21 protein-coding genes are annotated in these 21,413 nt (G+C 36.8%); 15 read left to right on the top strand and 6 right to left on the bottom strand.

Annotation, left to right across the window (positions count from 1 at the left end; all coding sequences use genetic code 11):
* The first annotated feature begins 12 nt into the window (after nucleotides 1-12).
* From ACIQ6Z_RS04835 to ACIQ6Z_RS04865, 7 genes are all read left to right on the top strand, one after another.
* Nucleotides 13-858 carry a transketolase gene (locus ACIQ6Z_RS04835; RefSeq protein ID WP_396209804.1) on the top strand — a complete coding sequence of 282 codons (846 nt, stop codon included), beginning with the start codon at nucleotides 13-15 and terminating at the stop codon, nucleotides 856-858.
* 71 nt (nucleotides 859-929) lie between these two features.
* A complete protein-coding gene (locus ACIQ6Z_RS04840; protein WP_396209805.1) occupies nucleotides 930-1,883 on the top strand; it encodes a transketolase family protein in 954 nt (317 codons plus the stop codon).
* 514 nt (nucleotides 1,884-2,397) lie between these two features.
* The gene (locus ACIQ6Z_RS04845; RefSeq protein ID WP_396209806.1) at nucleotides 2,398-2,763 is read left to right on the top strand and encodes a hypothetical protein; all 366 of its coding nucleotides are present in this window, start codon (nucleotides 2,398-2,400) and stop codon (nucleotides 2,761-2,763) included.
* A gap of 100 nt (nucleotides 2,764-2,863) precedes the next feature.
* Entirely contained in the window at nucleotides 2,864-4,429 is a 1,566-nt protein-coding gene (locus ACIQ6Z_RS04850; RefSeq protein WP_396209807.1) for a S8 family serine peptidase, read from the top strand.
* A 221-nt stretch (nucleotides 4,430-4,650) separates the two neighbouring features.
* Complete coding sequence (locus ACIQ6Z_RS04855; protein ID WP_396209808.1) at nucleotides 4,651-4,899, top strand: type II toxin-antitoxin system ParD family antitoxin; 249 nt, start codon at nucleotides 4,651-4,653, stop codon at nucleotides 4,897-4,899.
* Nucleotides 4,896-5,195, top strand: coding sequence for a type II toxin-antitoxin system RelE/ParE family toxin (locus tag ACIQ6Z_RS04860; protein WP_396209809.1), 300 nt, complete (start codon nucleotides 4,896-4,898; stop codon nucleotides 5,193-5,195). The genes ACIQ6Z_RS04855 and ACIQ6Z_RS04860 overlap by 4 nt, the downstream gene beginning before the upstream one ends.
* Nucleotides 5,196-5,383: 188 nt before the next feature.
* Nucleotides 5,384-5,743 carry a hypothetical protein gene (locus ACIQ6Z_RS04865; protein ID WP_396209822.1) on the top strand — a complete coding sequence of 120 codons (360 nt, stop codon included), beginning with the start codon at nucleotides 5,384-5,386 and terminating at the stop codon, nucleotides 5,741-5,743.
* Nucleotides 5,744-5,839: 96 nt separating this feature from the next.
* On the opposite strand, the gene ACIQ6Z_RS04870 is transcribed toward ACIQ6Z_RS04865, so the two are convergent.
* Both ACIQ6Z_RS04870 and ACIQ6Z_RS04875 read right to left on the bottom strand, forming a co-directional pair.
* Nucleotides 5,840-6,073, bottom strand: a complete 234-nt coding sequence (locus tag ACIQ6Z_RS04870) for a hypothetical protein (RefSeq protein ID WP_396209810.1) — start codon at nucleotides 6,071-6,073, stop codon at nucleotides 5,840-5,842.
* A 186-nt stretch (nucleotides 6,074-6,259) separates the two neighbouring features.
* Nucleotides 6,260-7,432, bottom strand: a complete 1,173-nt coding sequence (locus ACIQ6Z_RS04875; RefSeq protein WP_396209811.1) for a class I SAM-dependent RNA methyltransferase — start codon at nucleotides 7,430-7,432, stop codon at nucleotides 6,260-6,262.
* Between the two features lie 110 nt (nucleotides 7,433-7,542).
* Here ACIQ6Z_RS04875 and ACIQ6Z_RS04880 point away from each other — a divergent pair, with 110 nt between their 5' ends.
* Genes ACIQ6Z_RS04880 through ACIQ6Z_RS04905 form a run of 6 tightly spaced genes read left to right on the top strand, consistent with a single transcriptional unit; the run spans nucleotide 7,543 to nucleotide 11,302 of the window.
* The gene (locus ACIQ6Z_RS04880) at nucleotides 7,543-8,307 is read left to right on the top strand and encodes an SAM-dependent methyltransferase (protein ID WP_396209823.1); all 765 of its coding nucleotides are present in this window, start codon (nucleotides 7,543-7,545) and stop codon (nucleotides 8,305-8,307) included.
* Entirely contained in the window at nucleotides 8,307-9,035 is a 729-nt protein-coding gene (locus ACIQ6Z_RS04885; RefSeq protein WP_396209812.1) for a ZIP family metal transporter, read from the top strand. Before ACIQ6Z_RS04880 ends, ACIQ6Z_RS04885 begins: the two co-directional genes overlap by 1 nt.
* Nucleotides 9,036-9,045: 10 nt before the next feature.
* Nucleotides 9,046-9,891, top strand: coding sequence for an N-acetylmuramic acid 6-phosphate etherase (murQ, locus tag ACIQ6Z_RS04890; protein WP_396209824.1), 846 nt, complete (start codon nucleotides 9,046-9,048; stop codon nucleotides 9,889-9,891).
* Nucleotides 9,892-10,125 (top strand): DUF6095 family protein, encoded by a 234-nt coding sequence (locus tag ACIQ6Z_RS04895; RefSeq protein ID WP_396209813.1) that lies wholly within the window; start codon nucleotides 9,892-9,894, stop codon nucleotides 10,123-10,125.
* A 7-nt stretch (nucleotides 10,126-10,132) separates the two neighbouring features.
* A complete protein-coding gene (locus tag ACIQ6Z_RS04900) occupies nucleotides 10,133-10,507 on the top strand; it encodes a DNA topoisomerase IV (RefSeq protein ID WP_396209814.1) in 375 nt (124 codons plus the stop codon).
* Nucleotides 10,508-10,531: 24 nt separating this feature from the next.
* Nucleotides 10,532-11,302, top strand: coding sequence for a TerC family protein (locus tag ACIQ6Z_RS04905; RefSeq protein ID WP_396209815.1), 771 nt, complete (start codon nucleotides 10,532-10,534; stop codon nucleotides 11,300-11,302).
* A 65-nt stretch (nucleotides 11,303-11,367) separates the two neighbouring features.
* On the opposite strand, the gene ACIQ6Z_RS04910 is transcribed toward ACIQ6Z_RS04905, so the two are convergent.
* The 3 genes from ACIQ6Z_RS04910 to ACIQ6Z_RS04920 form a co-directional block, all read right to left on the bottom strand.
* Nucleotides 11,368-13,041, bottom strand: a complete 1,674-nt coding sequence (locus tag ACIQ6Z_RS04910; protein ID WP_396209816.1) for a formate--tetrahydrofolate ligase — start codon at nucleotides 13,039-13,041, stop codon at nucleotides 11,368-11,370.
* An 86-nt stretch (nucleotides 13,042-13,127) separates the two neighbouring features.
* Nucleotides 13,128-15,830: a DNA gyrase/topoisomerase IV subunit A gene (locus ACIQ6Z_RS04915; RefSeq protein ID WP_396209817.1), complete on the bottom strand. Its 2,703-nt coding sequence runs from the start codon at nucleotides 15,828-15,830 to the stop codon at nucleotides 13,128-13,130.
* 73 nt (nucleotides 15,831-15,903) lie between these two features.
* Nucleotides 15,904-17,760: a DNA topoisomerase IV subunit B gene (locus ACIQ6Z_RS04920; protein WP_396209818.1), complete on the bottom strand. Its 1,857-nt coding sequence runs from the start codon at nucleotides 17,758-17,760 to the stop codon at nucleotides 15,904-15,906.
* A gap of 284 nt (nucleotides 17,761-18,044) precedes the next feature.
* Between ACIQ6Z_RS04920 and ACIQ6Z_RS04925 the strand changes: the two genes are divergently transcribed.
* Nucleotides 18,045-18,902 (top strand): phosphatase PAP2 family protein, encoded by an 858-nt coding sequence (locus ACIQ6Z_RS04925; RefSeq protein ID WP_396209819.1) that lies wholly within the window; start codon nucleotides 18,045-18,047, stop codon nucleotides 18,900-18,902.
* Nucleotides 18,883-20,415 (top strand): phosphoethanolamine--lipid A transferase EptA, encoded by a 1,533-nt coding sequence (gene eptA / locus ACIQ6Z_RS04930; protein WP_396209820.1) that lies wholly within the window; start codon nucleotides 18,883-18,885, stop codon nucleotides 20,413-20,415. Before ACIQ6Z_RS04925 ends, eptA begins: the two co-directional genes overlap by 20 nt.
* Here the strand turns inward: eptA and ychF are convergent.
* The coding region (gene ychF, locus ACIQ6Z_RS04935; protein WP_396209821.1) for a redox-regulated ATPase YchF at nucleotides 20,416-21,413 on the bottom strand (998 nt) is incomplete at its 5' end.

Raw genomic sequence — 21,413 nt, forward strand, 5'->3', positions numbered from 1 at the left:
ATTCTATCATAAATGTCTAACACACAACAACTACACGATTTTACAACACAAGTTCGAAGAGATATTCTTCGTATGGTTCACGCCGTAAATTCTGGGCATCCAGGAGGTTCTTTGGGCTGTTCCGAATTTTTGGTTACCCTTTACCAAGATGTTATGCAACGCAACGCAGGTTTTGCTATGGACGGCATTAACGAAGATATTTTCTTCTTATCGAACGGACACATTTCGCCTGTATTTTACAGCGTATTGGCCAGAAGTGGGTATTTCCCAGTTGCTGAATTGGCAACGTTTAGAAAACTGAACTCGAGATTACAAGGTCACCCAACCACGCACGAAGGCTTGCCTGGTATTCGAATGGCTTCCGGTTCTTTAGGGCAAGGATTGTCTGTAGCGCTAGGTGCTGCACAAGCTAAAAAATTGAATAACGATACGCATTTGGTGTACGCACTTTTGGGCGATGGTGAATTGCAAGAAGGTCAAAACTGGGAAGCCATCATGTATGCTTCGGCTAAAAAAGCAGACAACTTAATTGCTACTATCGACTTGAACGGAAAGCAAATTGACGGTACTACCGACGAAGTGTTGCACATGGGGAGTTTGAAAGCAAAATTTGAAGCCTTTGATTGGATTGTTTTAGACATTCCAGCGGGTAACGACATCGACGCTATCAAAGCAGGCTTGGCAGAAGCAAAAGCAAAATCGGGTCATGGAAAACCGGTTTGTATCTTATTGCATACCGAAATGGGTAACGGTGTAGATTTTATGATGCACACCCATGCTTGGCACGGAAAAGCACCAAACGACGAGCAATTAGCCAGTGCTTTAGCACAAAACCCTGCAACTTTAGGAGATTATTAAATAGCTTTATGCATGATGCTTTAAGCGTATTGCTTATTGCCTAGTGCCTTCAGCTTATAGCAAAAAACAAAATGAAAAAATATACCAACACAGGCAGCAAAGATACCCGTTCGGGATTTGGAGCTGGTATGACCGAATTAGGTCAGAAAAATGAAAATGTAGTGGCGCTTTGTGCCGACTTAATTGGATCGTTAAAATTTGATGATTTCAAAAAAAATCATCCCGAGCGTTTTTTCCAAATTGGAATTGCAGAAGCCAACATGATCGGCATTGCTGCAGGTTTAACGATTGGAGGAAAAATTCCGTTTACCGGAACGTTTGCTAACTTTTCTACCGGAAGAGTATACGATCAAATTCGTCAATCGGTGGCGTATTCTGATAAAAATGTAAAAATTTGTGCTTCGCATGCCGGATTGACTTTAGGGGAAGACGGTGCCACGCATCAAATTTTAGAAGACATTGGTTTGATGAAAATGTTACCTGGAATGACGGTAATCAACACCTGCGATTACAACCAAACCAAAGCAGCAACCTTGGCGTTAGCCGATCATCATGGTCCGGCTTATTTGCGTTTTGGACGCCCTGTAGTACCTAACTTTATGCCTGCCGACGAACCGTTTGTGATTGGAAAAGCGATTCTTTTAAACGAAGGAACCGATGTTACCATTATTGCAACCGGACACTTGGTTTGGGAAGCTTTAGTTGCAGCTGAAGCTTTAGAAACCAAAGGCATTTCTGCTGAAGTGATTAACATTCACACCATCAAACCTTTAGATGAAGAAGCTATTTTAAAATCGGTACAAAAAACAGGTTGTGTGGTTACGGCCGAAGAGCACAACATTATTGGTGGTTTGGGTGAAAGTGTTTCGAGATGTTTGGTTCAAAATCATTTAGTTCCTCAAGAATTTGTGGCGGTAAATGACAGTTTTGGCGAAAGCGGGACTCCGGATCAATTGATGGAAAAATACGGATTGAACAGTGCTGCAATTGTTGAAAAAGCAGAAAAAGTTTTGGCTCGAAAATAAATTCCAAATTTATATACCTAAAAAATCCTCAAGCAATTGAGGATTTTTTTTGCGCATTGAATACTAAAAAATTAAAAAAAAATATTGATAGTTAAAAATATTTTATATTTTTGAAAAAAAATATAGTACTATCATTTATAGCATACTATACTTATTGGAGACAAAATTGAATTTACAATTACGCAAAACCTAATAATCCCTAATATTTTGTTTTGATATTATAAATTAGTAACTGGTAGTATTTAAAATAATTTTTGTCTTGTTACGGAGCATTCACTTAATTCTTCCAACAAGCCTCCGTTTTCATTTGAAAAAATTTGGAATTTATACGAACCATGAAAACACAAATCATTTCCATTAGCAAACACTTTATTTTTATTTTTGTTCTGTTATTCGCCACATCGTGTAGCGATCATCGACAATAGAAATTTTAATATCTTTACAATAAACAATTTAACTAGCCGCCACTTCGCAAAGCCGCGGAGCGTTAGCGGCAATTAAATCAATTTGAAATATGAATTACTTTCAATTTTTAAAGAAAAAGAGATATGCGATTCCAACTGTATTCACAGCTTTTATTTTAATATTGAACTTAATAAAACACCCTTTTGTGTATTATTTACCATTTGATATACCTGGCAAACAAATGGCAAGTACCATTCCTCCTTTTGGTATTTTTATTGAATCAAAATATCAGAACGAAAATTCTAATGAACCATGTTCCTTAATAAAACATGAAATGGTTCATTGGGAGCAATATAAAAGGATGGGATTAATTTCCTTCCATTATAATTATTTGAAATGCTATATAAATTCAGGACGTGTAAATAATTGGATGGAAGAAGAAGCCAGAATGCCCTGTAAATTAAAAAGCCGCTAACAGCGTGTAAGCAAAATTGCCTTGCCGCAGGCGCAACACAAGGCAACATCGCCTACACGCAAACCGTTGGCAGAGATTTTAACCAAAAAATAACTAAAAAATGAAATTATTAATTACCCTTTTTGCAACAATAATTACAACTATAAGTTTTTCACAAGAAAATGATTTTTCAAAAAATGAATTAATTGTAGAATTTAAGTCAACAAATTTTAAAACCAAGTCGAAATTATTTAGGACAAATAAAAGATTATGTAAAATTAATGATTCATTAAAAGTAGAATCTTTTGAAATTATTGGAAACAAAAAAACTAAAAAAACTTTTCTTCTAAAATTCAGAAATGAAGTTGACATTAAATCAATAATTGAAGTATATACAAAAACAAATTTGTTTGAATTTGTTGAACCAAATTATATTGGTAATGGTCACGGATTTATGCAAACTAATCCAAACGACTTATACTATTTAAGTCGACAATGGTCGCATTATAATAATGGAAGTTTTACACTCTCACCATCAACTAATGACGCAGATATTGATACAGATTTAGCTTGGGATATTACACAAGGTGATCCAAATTTAATTGTAGCAATATTAGATACTGGCTTAAAACTTGACCACCCAGAATTTTCTGGAAGAATAGTTGCTGGTTATGATTTTGTAAATAATGATTCTGACCCAACTGATGATTTTGGCCACGGAACAAATGTTGCAGGAATTGCATTAGCAAAAGGAAATAATTCAATTGGTTATGCTGGAGTCAACTGGAATTCAAAAATTATGATTTGTAAAGTTTTAGATAATAATAATTCAGGACTTTACAGTTGGTGGGCTGACGCAATTTATTTTGCTGTAGACAATGGAGCAAAAGTTATAAATTTATCAGCAGGAGGAAATGGTGCTTCAACACTTTTACTAAACGCTATAAATTATGCATATAACAACAATGTGAGTGTTGTAGTATCAACTGGAAATCAAAATTCAACAATACAATATCCTGCAAAATATCCAAATGCTATTGCAGTTGGATCAACAAATTCAGATGATAAACGTTCGAATCCTTTTTTTTGGAGTGCAACAAGCGGAAGTAATTATGGAGCTGAATTGGATTTTGTTGCACCAGGAAATTATATTTACGGTTTAAATTATTTATCAAATACAAATTATAACAATTATTGGGGTGGAACTTCACAAGCTGCACCACATTTAACAGGCGTAATTTCACTTTTATTATCTGTTAATCCATCATTAACAGTCAGTCAAATTAAACTTATTTTACAACAGTCATCAGAAGATCAAGTTGGTGATAGTTTTGATACATTGGGTTGGGATCAATATTATGGATTTGGTAGAATTAATGCTTTTAATGCTATTTCAAATCCATTATTATCGAATACCGTATATTACACTGAATCTAAAAATCTAAAAATATTTCCAAATCCAGTTAATCAGGAAAGCTCATTTTCAATATCGGGTTTAGAATCAAACATAAAATACGATATAAAAATAGTTTCACTCGATGGAAAAATAATTAAAGAATTTAAAAACATTATAACAAGCGGAATTTTGAAAATTGATAACGAATATTTACAATCTGGAATTTATTTGATAAATATTTATGATGTGAACTCAAAACTGACCTTTAACAAGAAAATAATCGTAGAATAAAAAAACCATCTGCCAACAGCAGTTACAAGAAATTGCTAGGCTTGGTTTTTGTCAGAAAACATTTTGATGAATCAAAGTTTTGGTTATATTTGTAATTGACAGTGAATGAAGTACGCAACTTCTTGTAGCAGCAAAACGTTGGCAGAAACCATAAAAAAACTCTCCATAAAATTTGACATTATACCAAAACTTGGTATATTTGTTTTTTAAATTTATTTGTCATGGCAAAAAACACATCAATACTATTAGGAGATTATTTTGATGATTTTATTAATCAGCAATTAAGAAGTGGTCGGTTTTCTTCAGCAAGCGAAGTTGTAAGAACTGCATTAAGAATGTTTGAGCAAGAAGAATCAAAAAAAGCTGAACTTATCAAAGAACTTAAAAAAGGAGAAAAATCTGGATTTGTAAAAGATTTTAACAGAAATACTTTTTTAAAGGATTTACAAAACAAACATTTGAGTAAATGATTTACAAAATAAGTAAAGAAGCTTCAAATGATCTAGAAAAAATCTGGCTTTATACAATTGAAACTTGGTCTGCAGAACAAGCTGACAGGTATTTGAATTTGATTTTTGATGAAATAGAATATCTATGTCAAAAACCAAATTCTGGTTCTGATTTTAGCCATGTCAGAAAAGATTATTTACGTTCTCGGGTCAAATCTCATTTTATTTTCTACAAAATCAACGAAAAACAAAGTGAGTTAGAGATTATCAGAATTCTCCATCAACAAATGGATATAAAAAATCGGCTAAACGAATAAAATGGCAACTGCTAACAGCGGTTTCGCGCAATGGCTGGTTTAGTTTTTCTAAGACGGAAATGTGCCCAATAGAAATTTTAATATCTTTACAATATAACAATTAAAAAGCCGCCACTTCGCAAAGCTGCGGAACGTTAGCGTTCATTTTATGACTGCTTAAAGTCAAAAAAATCTTTTTATATTTGCCAATGGTAAATGATTTAAAATATGAACTACACAATGTCCTTTCAGGAAAGAGCCAAATTAGGATTGGAACAATTATCCAAACAATTGCCAGTTACCTTAACGATGGCGAGGAATCAGGCACAAGCGCTGAAAGCGAGAAGCATTTCAAAAAACAAGAAGCAAAGAAGTTAGAAGATTATATTACTAAGAATAATCTTTGGATTGACAACATAGATTTTTCACAATATGTAAGTGAAGGCGCAGAACAGAAAGTCTATCTCAAAGACAGCGAACATGTTCTTAAACTGAACGATGCAATTTATTACAACTCCTGGAAAGATTATCTCTATAATTTGTTACAAACTAAACTTAAGAAAAAATAAAAACGGTGCATAAAAGCGGTTTCACACAATAGCTTTTTAGGCTACGCGCCTTTTAAAAGTTTAAAAAAAATCCTGAAACAACTCAGGATTTTTTTATTACTTCACCTCTTTTACCCCTTTAAAAAAGAGCCACTTCATGAATATCTTTTCACCTTCGTGGGTTTTGATGGTTTGAAACTTGGGCGCCAACAACAAGGCTACCATAAATCCCGTCATCGGAATCCAAATCCCTTGCAAATGGGTTACGTTATCCACAAGATATAAAGTGGGCAAATAAATTACCACAAACCCCAAGAAGTTGTATAGAAATTCTTTGACTTTTTTATTCATCTTTTTTATTTTTGAATGGTTTACTTATTGACTTGTATAGGTGTTGCCGTTTTTTGGGCGTATTACTCTTCCCTCCTAACTTCTAACTCCTTTCTCCTTACTCTTAACTCCTTACTCCCTACTCCTCACTCCTTACTCTTAACTCCCTACTCCTTACTCTTCCCTTTTCCCTTATCCCTTTTTACCCTATTCCCCTTCTCCCTCCTGCACCATATACTTCCCTTTTTTGCTGCCTTCATACATTTCATATTTCACAAAACGGGTTTCAAGCTTTCCGTTGAAGAGCTTGATTTTTCGACTCGGTTTTAAACCTACAAATTTCAAGGCTTCTAAATTGGCAGTAATAAACCAAGCGTTGGTATTTGGATAACTTTGTTTTAAGGTATCGCCTATTTCGCGGTAAAAACGTTCCATATCTATGTCCAATCGCTCGCCATAAGGCGGATTAAACACCATGTGCAACGGCCCTTCGGTTTCCTTTTTCGAATCGAAGAAGTTGTCGTTGCTCACTTTTACATATTCGTCTAAATTGGCGTTTTTAATATTGTCTTTGGCTTTAGACACAGCACTTGGCGCTTTGTCATAGCCCTTAATGGTATAATGAAACTCACGGGTTTTCTTTAAAAGAGATTCTAGAATGTTGTCAAACAATTCGGCATCCCAATCTTTCCACTTCTCAAAACCAAACTCCTTGCGGTTGATGTTGGCCGGAATATTACACGCAATCATGGCGGCTTCGGCTAAAATAGTTCCCGAACCACACATTGGATCTACAAAATGACTTTTCCCTTCCCAACCCGATAACAGCAACATTCCTGCAGCTAATACTTCGTTTATGGGCGCAATATTAGTGGCCGTTCTGTAGCCTCTGTGGTGCAACGAAGCCCCGGAAGAATCTAAGGAAACCGTTACCGTATCGCGATCGATGTGCACATGAATTTGCAAATCGGGAAAATCTTTATCGATGCTAGGACGCTTGCCGTCTATCGCTCTAAATTGGTCTACTATGGCGTCTTTTGTTTTCAACGCCACAAACTGACTGTGGTTGAAATTTTCGGAATGCAAGGTAGTTTCTACCAAAAACGTAAGATGCGGCGTTAAATAATCGCTCCAATCAATCGCCATAATGCCGTCATACAAGGTTTTTTCATTGTGGGCCCGAAACGTTTTAATGGGTTTCAGGATTTTTAAGGCCGTACGCAGGGCCAAATTGGCTTTGTACATGAATCCTTTATCGCCCTTAAAATGGACCACACGCGTGCCAATTTCGACTTGTTGGGCGCCTAAAAGTTGTAATTCTTTGGCTACTAATTCTTCAAAACCAAAAAAGGTTTTCGCCGTCATTTTATAATTTTCCATGCTTCAATTTCAAGTTCGGTTGCAAAAATCAATTGCAATCGCAATAATTAGGGTAATCTTGTGCAAAAATACATTAAATTTGCTACTTGAAAGAAATGAAACCCGAATTAATGACCGAATATCCTTCTGTACCCGCATCAACAAACCCATCTGTTGCAACAAATTGGTTTGCTTCTTGGTTTGATACACCCTATTACCACATTTTATACAAAGAACGAAACGACGACGAAGCGCAGTTGTTGATGGACAATTTAACCCAATATCTCAACCTGCCTGAAGAAGCAAAAATATTAGATTTGGCTTGTGGCAAAGGGCGTCATGCCATTTATTTGAACACTTTGGATTATGATGTTACCGGTGCCGATTTGTCGGAAAACAACATTGCAGAAGCTTCTAAGTTTGCCAATGATAAACTGCATTTTAAAGTGCACGACATGCGCGAACCTTTTGAAGAAAAATATGATGCTATTTTTAATTTATTTACTAGCTTTGGGTATTTTGAAGACGATGCTGACAATTACAAGACATTGAAAGCGATTCACAACAGTTTGACCGAGACCGGTTTTGCTGTATTGGATTTCATGAATGTAGATTATGTGTTGGCAAATTTAGTGCCCGAAGAAGTAAAAACAGTAGATGGTATTGATTTTCACATCAAACGGTATTTGAAAGAGGGACACATCTACAAAGAAATTGATTTTGAAGACCAAGGCAAAAAATATCATTTTACCGAAAAGGTACAAGCCCTACGCTTGGAAGATTTTGAACAAATGATGGAAAAAGCCGGCATATATTTATTGGACTTGTTTGGCGATTATAAATTGCGAAACTTTTACAAAACGCAATCCGAACGATTAATCATGATTTTTAAATAATGCAATATATCATCACTTTTTCTGCTGTTATTCTTGGGTTTTTAATGGCGTTGTTCTTGCAACCCCAAAAGAAAAACAACATCAAACTCTTATTGGCTTTTAGCGGTGCTTTCTTGCTTTCGCTAACGGTGTTGCACTTGCTACCCGAATTGTTTAGCGAAGACCACGCACATGCTGGCGAAGTTACTCATACAGCACTTCCCGTGGGCGTATTCATCATGTTGGGGATCTTGTTCCAAATCGCTTTGGAATTCTTTTCAAAAGGAGCCGAACACGGTCATGTGCACGTGCACACCGATGCACACAATGAATTGCATCACATTCCGTGGTTATTGTTTTTTAGTTTGTGTCTTCATGCTTTACTCGAAGGCTTTCCGATACACGAAAATCAAAATTTAGCCTATGGTATTGCCATACACCACTTTCCGATTGCCATTATTTTGACCTTGTTTTTTGTGAATGCCAAAATGAACAAATGGATGATTTTTGCCTTTATGTTTTCTTTTGCACTCATGACACCGCTGGGCACGCTATTGGCCGAACACATGGCATTTGCCCAACACTATGCTAAAGAAATTTCGGCAGTAGTTGTAGGGATCTTATTTCATATTTCGTCGACCATTATTTTTGAAAGCAACGAAGGACATAAATTTAATTTGGCTAAAATTACCATGATCGTATTTGGTTTTGCCTTAGCCTATTTGATAGAAATGGGGCATTCACATTAATTTCTGACACATTTTAAACTCCAGTAAAACTTCAGCCATGCATTTTACAAAAACTACAGAACAGTCCTCAAAATACGAACATTTGGAAAAAATGTCGGTTGACGAACTGTTGACACACATCAATACAGAAGACAAAACGGTACCCTTGGCCGTTGAAAAAGCCTTGCCACAAATCGAAAGATTAGTAATCGAAGTGGTTGCAAAGATGAAACAAGGCGGTCGTTTGTTTTATATTGGGGCAGGTACTTCGGGACGCTTGGGAATTGTAGACGCATCAGAATGTCCGCCCACCTTTGGGGTTCCTTTTGATTTGGTAATTGGTATTATTGCAGGTGGCGACACGGCTATTCGCAAAGCCGTTGAATTTGCTGAAGACGATCGCGAACAAGCATGGCTCGATTTGCAAGAATGGAACATAAACAAAAACGATGTGGTTATTGGAATTGCCGCTTCGGGAACTACACCCTATGTGATTGGAGGTTTAGAAAAATGCAATCAAAATAATATTTGCACCGGAAGCATCAGTTGCAATGCTGAAAGTCCGCTTTCTAAAACTGCTCAATTTCCTATTGATGTGGTAGTGGGTCCTGAATTTGTAACGGGGAGTTCGCGCATGAAAGCCGGTACAGCACAGAAGTTAGTCTTGAATATGATATCCACTTCAACGATGATTCAACTAGGTAAAGTAAAAGGTAACAAGATGGTGGATATGCAACTGAGTAACAATAAATTAGTTGACCGAGGAACACGTATGATTATGGGTGAAATTTCAGTTAGTTATGAAGAAGCTAACGAACTTTTAAGCACACACGGCAGCGTAAGAAATGCCGTCGATTATTACCTTAATTCAAAATAAATGGCGACAGACAAATCCATACTTGCAAAAGGCGTGAAATATTTAGCAGGAGCACTTCCGCTGCTTTTTTTAGGTCCCGTAGTTATTACTAGCGCTTTTAAAAACGAGAACCATCCGTTGTATGTTTACGTACTTATTTTAGGAATACTAATTGCCTTAGCTGCAATGTTTTTAATTTTCAAAGGCATCAATACTGTTTTAAAAAGTTTATTTGATGGAGACAAAAAGCCATAAAAATCTTATGAAAATAGCATACACCCTACTTTCATTCGTACTTCTCACTTCTTGCTACCAACAAGAGCGCGATTGCAAGGCATTCAAAACAGGCACCTTTACTTCAGAAACCGAAATTGAAGGTAAAAAATTCACTAGTAGCTTTACACGAAACGATTCGATGCAAATTGAAACCTACGAAGGTAAAATAGATACATTTAAAGTGCGCTGGATCAACGATTGTGAATACATTATACAAAATATACATCCCAAAAATAGAGAAGAGAAGAAACCGGTTCAAATGAAAATTTTGACAACCAGCTCAAAATCATATACTTTTGAATATTCCTTTGTAGGTGATTCAAAAAAACAGCGCGGTACTGTAACAAAAGTAAATCAATGACGTATAATAATCAAAAAAAGAACAATGGAAGTATTTTTAAACCCCGATGCCTGGATAGCACTATTAACTTTAACTTTTTTAGAGATTATTTTAGGGATTGACAACATCATATTCATTTCTATTGTAACCGGCAAATTACCCGAAAAAAAACGCAAAAAAGCTACTCAATTAGGACTGTTTTTAGCAATGTTTATGCGTATTGCTTTGCTATTTGGTATTACAATTTTAATTGCCATGAAAGCACCTTGGTTTAGTTTTGATTTCGGATGGTTTTCAGCCGATATCACAGGTCAAGCATTGATATTATTATTGGGCGGCTTATTCTTAATCTATAAAAGCACAAAAGAAATTCATGAAAAAGTTGACCATAAAGGTGAAGAAGAGAAAAGCATCAAAACCAACGCAGCCAAATCATTTGGAAGTGTTATTTTTCAGATTTTATTGATTGATTTGATCTTTTCAGTAGACAGTATACTAACAGCTGTTGGGATGACAAATGGCGTTGAAGGTGCTTTAGTCATTATGATAACAGCCGTTGTGATTTCTGTTGGTGTTATGATGTTATTTGCCGTTCCTGTTGGTAATTTTGTAAATGCGAATCCTTCCATTCAAATTTTGGGTTTGGCCTTTTTAATCTTGATCGGCTTTATGTTGATTACAGAAAGTATGCACCTCTCCCACGCCGAATTAGCCGGCCAACACGTGGGTGCTGTTCCAAAAGGTTATTTGTATTTTGCGATTGCGTTTTCATTGGCCGTCGAATTCATCAACATGAAAATGCGTAAAACGAAATAATATATTATGCATACAACTAAAAAGTCCCGAAATATCGGGACTTTTTTAATATACTGCATTCCTGTTTATGACAATCCAGTAATTACTCCGTTATTATCAATGTCGATGCGCTCAGCGTTTGGAACTGCAGGCAATCCGGGCATACGCATCACATCACCTAACAACGGCACGATAAACCCAGCGCCACTAGCGATTTCAAATTCGCGCACGGTAATATCAAAATTTGCAGGACGACCGATTAATTTTTCATTGTCTGAAAAACTAGCTGGAGTTTTCGCCATACATACCGAAAAATGACCAAATCCTAACTCATTAATCATTTTCAATTGGGTTTTAGATTTAGCAGAAAATGCCACCGATTGTGCTCCATAAATGGTTTTTGCAACCACATTTATTTTATGCTCAATACTGTCTGAAAGCTGATACAAAGGCTTATAATTAGCGGTACCTTTTTCTATCGCAGCAACTACATGTTGCGCTACATCAGCAGACCCTTTACCGCCTTGCACAAAAGCCCTACTCACAACTGCCACAACTCCTTTAGCCGCACAAAGTTCGATTAGTTTGTCATATTCGGCTTGCGTATCGTCAGGAAACGCATTAATACACACCACAGGATTCAATCCAAATTGTTGCATGTTTTCAATGTGTTTTTCGAGATTACAAAATCCTTTTTCAATAGCGCTAACGCTTTCTGTTTTGAAATCTTCCGCTGTTAATCCTGCATGGTGTTTTATAGCTCTAATTGTTACTACCAGTACCACGGCATCTGGTTTTAAGCCACTTTGTTCGCATTTGATGTGCAGAAACTTCTCAGCCCCTAAATCGGCGCCAAAACCAGCCTCCGTAACCACATAATCGCCTAACGACAATCCCATTTTTGTAGCAATAGCCGTATTGGTTCCTTGTGCAATACTGGCAAACGGTCCGCCGTGTAAAATGGCTGGATTACCATCTATGGTTTGTACCAAGTTGGGCTTAATAGCATCTTTTAATAGCGTAGCCATAGCTCCTACTACTTTTAAATCTCTGGCAAAAACAGCTTTACCTTCCAATGTTTTTCCAATGTAAATATTGCCCAATCTAAATTTTAGATCTTCCAAATCCTTCGCCAAACACAAAATCGCCATGACTTCTGAAGCTGGAGTAATGTTAAATCCATCCTCGCGCATGGTTCCGTTTGCTTTAGCACCAACCCCCACGATAATTTGTCTCAACGAACGATCGTTCATATCCATCACACGCTTCCATGCAATTGATTTTGGATCCAAATTCAAGGAATAATTGGCATTTTGGAGGTTGTTATCAATAACCGCTGACAACAAATTGTTTGCTTTTTCAATGGCAGAAAAATCGCCTGTAAAATGCAAATTGATATCCTCCATAGGCAACACTTGAACATAACCACCACCAGCTGCACCCCCTTTCAATCCAAAAACAGGCCCTAAGGAAGGCTCACGCAATACTGCAATCGCTTTTTTACCAATGTAATTCAATCCGTCGGTCAACCCAATCGACATGGTCGTCTTCCCTTCACCATATTTAGTAGGCGACAGAGCTGAAACCAATATTAGTTTGCCTTTGGGATTCTCCTGTTGTAAATGAAGTGGTAATTTGGCTTTGTACTTGCCGTAATATTCTAAATCGTCTTCTGAAATATTGATTTTTTTAGCGATTTCTTTGATGTGAGCCATTGTAGCATTTTGCGCAATTTCAATATCTGATGGAAATGAAGCCATATTCTATAAATTAATTTAGGGTAAAAAGTGTGCTTGAAAAGGGTGAAAAAACCCACAAGGTTGTCAAAACCTTGCGGGTTAATATTTTATTCTAATGATAAAGTGATTTGTCCGTCTTCGTCTAATTCGGTTTGAATATCCTCTAAAACGGCCGATTCTATTGTAACTTCCACTTCTTCTGACGCTTCTTCTTCCGGTTCTTTATACGGAAGCGAATCCAATAAATTGATCTGTTTGACTTTATCTGCTGTCAATTGGTTACCTAAAGCTTTTATTCCTTTAACCGCTATAAATTGCTCTAAATCAATTGTTTGATTTTCTTTTTGAATACCTTTTACTTTGGCAAAAATAACTTCTGCCACCGGACGCCAATCGGTAGAAACAATTTCCAATTGTGACTTTTCATGCTCCGTTATGAAGACCTCTTCTTTGTTTTCATTTTCAACCAAGAAACGTTTTACAAAGTAACGCTCCTTCTCACCGTCGTAATACACACACGAAATAGGCTTGTTGGCATTCCATTTTTCCAATACAATCATGTCTTCGTCAAAATGCGTGGTCAGTTCCGGAATAATGGTTTTTAATTTACCCGATTGATTGACAATCAACAAACGATCGTTAGGTCGGAATTCGCCCAACAACTCTCCTCTTCCATCGACATTCAATCGCTGCACGGTATCATCAAACCAAACTTTTCGTGGTCGTAGTGTAGAAATTCCTTTCTCTTTTAATTCGATTTTTTTGATCGGGTATTTGGTCACAGTATTCCCACGAGAAGCTCTTCCTTTGATGGCAATGTCTGAAAAATCAACATCCCATTTCAATTTCTTAACACTTCCAACTTGGCGCAATAAGATCGTTACTACCTCAGCTTCTCCATTTGGATTGGCCGAAAAATAAGACACCATAGAGCCCGGATTTTCCTGTGTTAAATCATAAAATTTATCACGAGTAACGCCCGAAACATTGAAACGTTTGATAAAGGTTGAACCATTTTTTCCATCGCGGTACATCATGTTGTAAATCGTTCGTTTGTCGTTTTTATCAAAAACCGCTATGTGAATAATATCTTTTCCTACGAATTTTTTATCATCCACTTTGGCCACCATCATTTTTCCATCGCGAAGGAATACAATAACATCATCGATATCCGAACAATCGGCAACGTATTCGTCTTTCTTCAATCCGGTTCCAAAGAAACCTTCTTCACGATTGACATAGAGTTTTGTATTACGTAACACTACTTTTGTAGCTTCAATATTGTCAAAACTTCTCAATTCGGTTTGGCGTTCGCGGCCTTTTCCGTATTTGTCTTTTAATCGTTGGAAGAAATCAATCGTATAATCAATAATATGATCCAAATGGTATTTCACTTGCTCCATTTCGGCTTCTAATTTCGAAATAGCATCATCTGCTTTATCCGAGTCGAAACGCGTGATACGAATCATTGGAATTTGGGTCAATTTTTGCAAATCATCGTCGTTAATCTCCCGAACAAAAGATTTTAAAAACGGCTTAAATTGGTCATACATGTATTGATACAACGACTCTCTATCGGAATACAATTTGAAGTCGATGTACATTTCCTCACGAATGAATATTTTTTCTAAGGTAGAGAAATGCCATTTGTTTTCCAATTCGTCCAACTGAATTTCCAATTCGCGTTTGAGCAAATCAACCGTTCGGTGGGTCGAAATTTTCAACATATCAGTCACACCAATAAACAATGGCTTATGGTTTTCAATCACACAACCTAAAGGCGCTACCGAAGTTTCACAAGCGGTAAACGCATACAACGCATCAATTGTTTTATCGGGAGAAACACCCGGCGGAAGGTGAATTAATATTTCAACCTCAGCCGCCGTGTTGTCTTCAATCTTCTTGATCTTAATTTTTCCTTTTTCATTGGCTTTCAAAATACTATCAATCAACGTTGACGTATTGGTAGAAAACGGAATTTGGGTAACAACTAAAGTCTGCTTGTCAAATTGTCCAATTTTTGCACGCACGCGCACCCTACCGCCACGCATTCCATCGTTATAATTGGAAACATCTGCAATACCAGCCGTTGGGAAATCGGGAAATAACGTAAAGGATTTTCCTTTCAATACTTTTATGGAACAATCTATTAATTCGTTGAAATTGTGTGGTAAAATTTTTGTGGATAAACCTACAGCAATCCCTTCGGCACCTTGTGCTAACAATAAAGGGAATTTTACCGGTAAATTAATCGGTTCGGCCCGACGACCATCGTATGACATGCCCCATTCGGTAATTTTTGGAGAATACAAGACATCGTGACCAAATTTTGAAATTCGGGCTTCAATATAACGGGAAGCTGCGGCACTATCTCCTGTTAAGATGTTTCCCCAGTTTCCTTGCATGTCGATGATCAGGTCTTTTTGCCCAATTTGCACCATGGCGTCACCAATACTCGCATCTCCGTGCGGGTGATACTGCATGGTGTGCCCCACGATATTCGCTACTTTATTGTAACGCCCATCATCTAACTCCTTCATAGAGTGCATGATACGGCGTTGTACGGGTTTAAATCCGTCTTCAATCGCAGGCACTGCTCGTTCTAGAATTACATAGGAAGCATAGTCCAAAAACCAATCTTTGTACATTCCTGTAACTTTGGTAATGGTATCTTCTGGGTTTTCGTTATTTTCGTAAAAATGATGTCCCGTAGACACACGAATATCGTCAAAACCTTCCTCGTTAGTAGATTGGTCTTGATTTTCGAAATTGTCGTCTTCTGGAATGATGTTATCTTCTTCGTCTTTCATTTTTATGCTGAATTATTTTTCAGTATACTTTTTTATTTAAAATCTCTGCTCACTATAAACGGAACACTGAATACTAATTTTTTTCCACTACATCTAACTCCACTTTCAAATTGTTGATGATAAACTCTTGGCGGTCTGGGGTGTTTTTACCCATGTAGAACTCCAACAAGGTTTCAATAGAAGTGGCTTTATCTAACATGACAGGATCCAATCGAATGTCTTGCCCAATGAAATGTTTGAACTCGTCGGGCGAAATTTCTCCTAATCCTTTGAATCGGGTGATTTCTGGCTTTGGCTTAAGCTTTTCAATAGCATCGATTCGTTCTTGGTCGGAATAACAATAAATCGTTTCTTTTTTATTTCGCACACGGAATAACGGCGTTTGTAAAATATATAAATGTCCATCTTTAATCAACTCCGGGAAAAACTGCAAGAAAAACGTAATCAGCAACAAGCGAATGTGCATACCATCGACATCGGCATCGGTTGCTATTACGATATTGTTGTACCGCAAATCACCCATGTCTTCTTCGATGTTTAGTGCCGCTTGCAACAAATTAAACTCTTCGTTTTCATATACAATTTTCTTAGTCATCCCATACGAGTTTAACGGCTTACCCCGTAAACTGAAGACCGCTTGTGTATTCACATCACGACTCTTCGTAATCGAACCCGAAGCCGAATCTCCCTCGGTAATAAAAAGTGTACTTTCTAAACTTCTTGGATTTTTTGCATCAGTTAAATGTACCCGACAATCGCGTAATTTTTTATTGTGTAGACTGGCTTTTTTAGCGCGGTCTTTGGCTAGTTTTCGAATGCCTGACAATTCTTTTCGTTCGCGTTCAGCTTGTAAAATTTTACGCAGTAACGCATCGGCAACTTCCGGGTTTTTATGTAAGAAATTATCTAGCTTAGTTTTGATGAAATCATTGACAAAGGAACGCACTGAAGGCCCATTTGGACCGATATCAGTAGAACCCAGCTTGGTTTTGGTTTGCGATTCAAACACCGGTTCTTCCACTTTAACCGAAACGGCCGAAACAATTGATTTGCGAATATCAGACGCTTCAAAAGGCTTGTTGTAAAACTCTTTGATGGTTTTTACGATTGCCTCACGGAAAGCCCCTAAATGCGTACCACCTTGCGTGGTGTTTTGTCCGTTGACAAACGAATGGTATTCTTCCGAATATTGTGACTTACTGTGAGTGATCGCTACCTCGATATCGTCGCCCAACAAATGAATCGTTGGATACACCATATCGTCTTCATGAATGGCTTCTTCCAATAAATCTTTCAAACCGTTATCTGAAAAATACTTTTCGCCATTGTAATAAATGGTCAATCCCGTGTTGAGATAACAGTAATTTTTGAGCATCTTGATGATGTACTCATTACGGTATTTGTAGTTCTTGAAAATCGCTTCATCGGCAACAAAAGAAACTTTGGTCCCTTTGCGCTTGGTGGTTTCTTGAACGTCTTCTTCTAAAGTTAGATTTCCAGCAGAGAATTCGGCTGCTTTTTGTTGGTTATCACGTACCGATTCCACTCGGAAATAATTGGAAAGTGCATTGACAGCTTTGGTTCCAACCCCATTTAAACCTACTGATTTTTTAAAGGCTTTGGAATCGTATTTACCCCCCGTATTCATTTTAGAAACGACATCAACTACTTTTCCTAAGGGAATACCACGGCCATAATCGCGAACGGTAACCAGTTTATCTTTAATGGTAACTTCGATGGTTTTTCCGGCACCCATGACAAATTCATCGATACAGTTATCCAATACTTCTTTTAATAAAATATAAATACCATCATCGGGCGACGAACCATCACCTAGTTTTCCGATATACATACCGGGACGCATACGAATGTGTTCTTTCCAATCGAGGGAACGTATATTGTCTTCGGTATATTGATTTTGTTCTAACATAGACAGAATTTGGATTTTGTGCTAATATAGAGGAAATCACACAATATTAAAAGAAGCATTTCGATAACTTATTGACATATTTATCAAACATTATCTGACCAAAAGCCTTTAGAAAGCTCATTTGGAGAAAAAAGAAAAGGAAGTACTAAAGAAATACATTATTTATTATATTTGTTTGCATTTATTTTGATTTACCCTACTAAAACATAAAAAAATATTAATTTTTATTTTTATTTCCATTCCCAGTAGTGAGAATTGGTTATATTTTATCACTTTTAATTTTCATGCTGTATAAAAATTCACTCAATAACAAAGTAATTGCTAATTTTAGTGCCCTCAAATTTTGGCACCTTATCGCACCTTTAACGGTATTGTTTTTGTTTTTTTGTTTTTTTGTACTTGTGAATCATGACAACCACAACATCCAATATTACATCGCTGTTCAAAAGCAACTCTTTATCTATTTAAACAAGCAACTTTCGCATTTTGAAGTTTTAGAAACCAACCTCACACAATTGGGTGATGCGCTAATTGCCTTTCCATTATTGACTGTTTTTATAATTTATGCCCCTAGACTTTGGGAAGCTATCATTACCTCATCGCTGATTTCTTTAGGAACATGTGCTTTGCTAAAAAAAATATTTGGAGTCCCAAGACCCGCAGCCGTACTGGACAATGATTGTTTTGTGATTATCGGAAAAGCGCTGTATGGCAAAACCTCAACCCCTTCTGGACACTCCATTGCAACGTTTGTTTTTATTACCGTTTTATTATTTGCGTTAATGCCTAAAAAGAATAAAAATAAATTGATTTGGTCGTTGCTGATTACTTTAGCAGGCCTATTGATTGCAAGTTCGCGAATTGGCGTTGGCGCACATTACCCCCTGGATGTTGTCATTGGCTGTATCATTGGTTTTTGTATTGCTGTAATTGGAATTAAAATAACCAATACCGTAAATTGGATGCGTGCAATAGGAAATGAAAAATACCGCCCTATACACCTGTTGATGTTGGTTATTTGGATGGTACTTATTATTTTTAAAATACTGGAAGATAATTTAGTAATATACTACATCTCAATCATTGCTTTACTAGTTACCTCGTCAATAATCTTACGATCTTATGTTAAAAAAAATCAATAAATTAAATTTCTTAGCCCTTTATATTAGCCTCGTAAATCTGATATTGTATCATTTTCCTTTTTATAAATTTGTTTGTGAAAATGCCGAATTATCAAGTATAAACGGAATCGTACTATTATCCAGTATTACGATCTTACTTATCATCTTAAATGCCTTAGTGTTTTATATTGGTTTGTTTATATTACGAAAGGTCGGAAAATGGATTCTCGTCCTGTTTTTCTTCATCAATGCCATTGCACTCTATTTTATCAATACCTATGGCGTAATTATTGACAAAACCATGATTGGCAACATTCTAAATACCAATTTTGAAGAATCGAGCAGTTTCTTATCTATCAAAATGGTAATCTATCTTGTTTTCTTGGGTATACTTCCTAGTGTTTTATTACTAAAAACACCAATTCCAGAAGTGAAATTCAAGAAATTCATGGTTACTATCGGATTGACGCTTCTTTTTGTACTGTCGTTAGCGTTTGCCAATTCCTCCAATTGGCTCTGGATTGATAAAAACTCGAAGACGTTAGGTGCGCTTGTGATGCCGTGGTCGTATGTCGTTAATACATCACGATTTTACTACCACAAAAGTCAAAAAAATGAAAAACAAATACCCTTGCCTGCTTCAAAAGTAGCCAACCAAGAAAAATCCATCTTTGTTCTTGTCATTGGAGAATCTGCTAGAAGTCAGAATTTTTCTTTGTATGGGTATCCCAAAAACACCAATCCGCTTTTATCCAAAATAGAAAACGTAAAAAGCTATAAAGCAGAATCCTGCGCCACCTACACAACGGCGGGGGTAAAATGCATATTAGAATACAAAAATACCGGAAAGTTATTTGAAATATTACCCAATTACTTGTTCAAAAACAAAGACATTGATGTGATTTGGAGAACGACCAACTGGGGCGAACCAACCGTACGAATAAAGAATTTTCAAGATCGAAAAGCGCTTAAAAAACTAGTCAACGATGATTCATATAATTATGATGAAATATTGCTCAAAGGTTTAAAAGAACAAATTTTAGCCAGTAAAAAGAATAAAATATTAGTCGTGTTGCATACCAGTACGAGTCACGGACCCACTTACTTTAAAAAATACCCACCCAAATTCAATAAATTTTTACCCGTTTGTACCAGTGTAGAATTGGCAAATTGTACGCAAAACGAATTGATCAACGCGTATGACAATACCATATTGTACACCGATTACATACTCGCTACCCTAATTGGTGATTTAAAACAATTGCCCGAATACAATTCAACCATGCTCTTCCTTTCGGATCACGGAGAATCGTTGGGAGAAAAAAACTTATACATGCATGGATTACCCGTTAGTATTGCGCCTAAAGAACAATTAGACATTCCGTTTATCGTTTGGGTATCCAAAGGTACTGATCAACTAAAAAACAACGGAATACTATCGCAGCACCATGTATTTCATAGTGTATTGGACTTCCTTGATGTAGAAAGCCCTATTTATGATCAAAACATGAGTATTTACAAGGCTAAAAAGTAATTACACGTTAAAACGGAAATGCATGACATCGCCATCTTTGACAATGTATTCTTTTCCTTCCACACGTAATTTTCCAGCTTCTTTAACTTTGGCTTCCGAACCATAATTTGAGAAATCTTCGAAAGCAATTACCTCGGCACGGATGAATCCTTTTTCAAAATCGGTATGGATTACGCCAGCTGCTTTTGGTGCTGTATCGCCAATGTTAATCGTCCAAGCGCGAACTTCTTTAACACCCGCAGTAAAATAGGTTTGTAATTTTAATAACTTGTAGGCTGCTCGAATCAACACCGCCGATCCTGGCTCGGTCAATCCCATATCTTCTAAAAATATTTGACGCTCTTCGTAGCTTTCTAATTCAGTAATATCAGCTTCTGCTCCAACTGAAAGAATGATTACCTCCGCTTGTTCGTCTTTTACCAATTCGCGTACTTGGTCTACATATTTGTTTCCGTTTACGGCCGAAGCTTCGTCTACGTTGCATACATATAAAACCGGTTTTGTGGTGATCAATTGAAATTCTTCCATCAAATCCACCTCATCTTGATTTTGAGGTAATACTGTACGCGCAGATTTTCCAGCTAAAAGAGTTTCGCGAATGCGATCCAACAAAGCTTTTTCCGCCTGCGCTTCTTTATTGCCTGTTTTTGCGGCACGATTGGTTTTTTCCAAACGTTTTTCTACGGTTTCTAAATCTTTTAATTGCAATTCGATATCGATGGTTTCTTTATCACGAATGGGATTTACATTGCCATCCACATGCACAATATTATCGTTATCAAAACAACGCAAAACGTGAATAATCGCATTACATTCTCTAATGTTTCCCAAGAATTGATTCCCCAAACCTTCCCCTTTACTGGCTCCTTTTACCAATCCAGCAATATCTACGATATCGACAGTTGCCATTTGTACACGCTCTGGTTTTACCAATTCCTCTAAACGTGCAATACGTGGATCGGGAACATTTACCACACCTATATTAGGCTCAATGGTAC

The organism is Flavobacterium sp. (assembly GCF_044376915.1).
Classification (GTDB): Bacteria; Bacteroidota; Bacteroidia; order Flavobacteriales; family Flavobacteriaceae; genus Flavobacterium.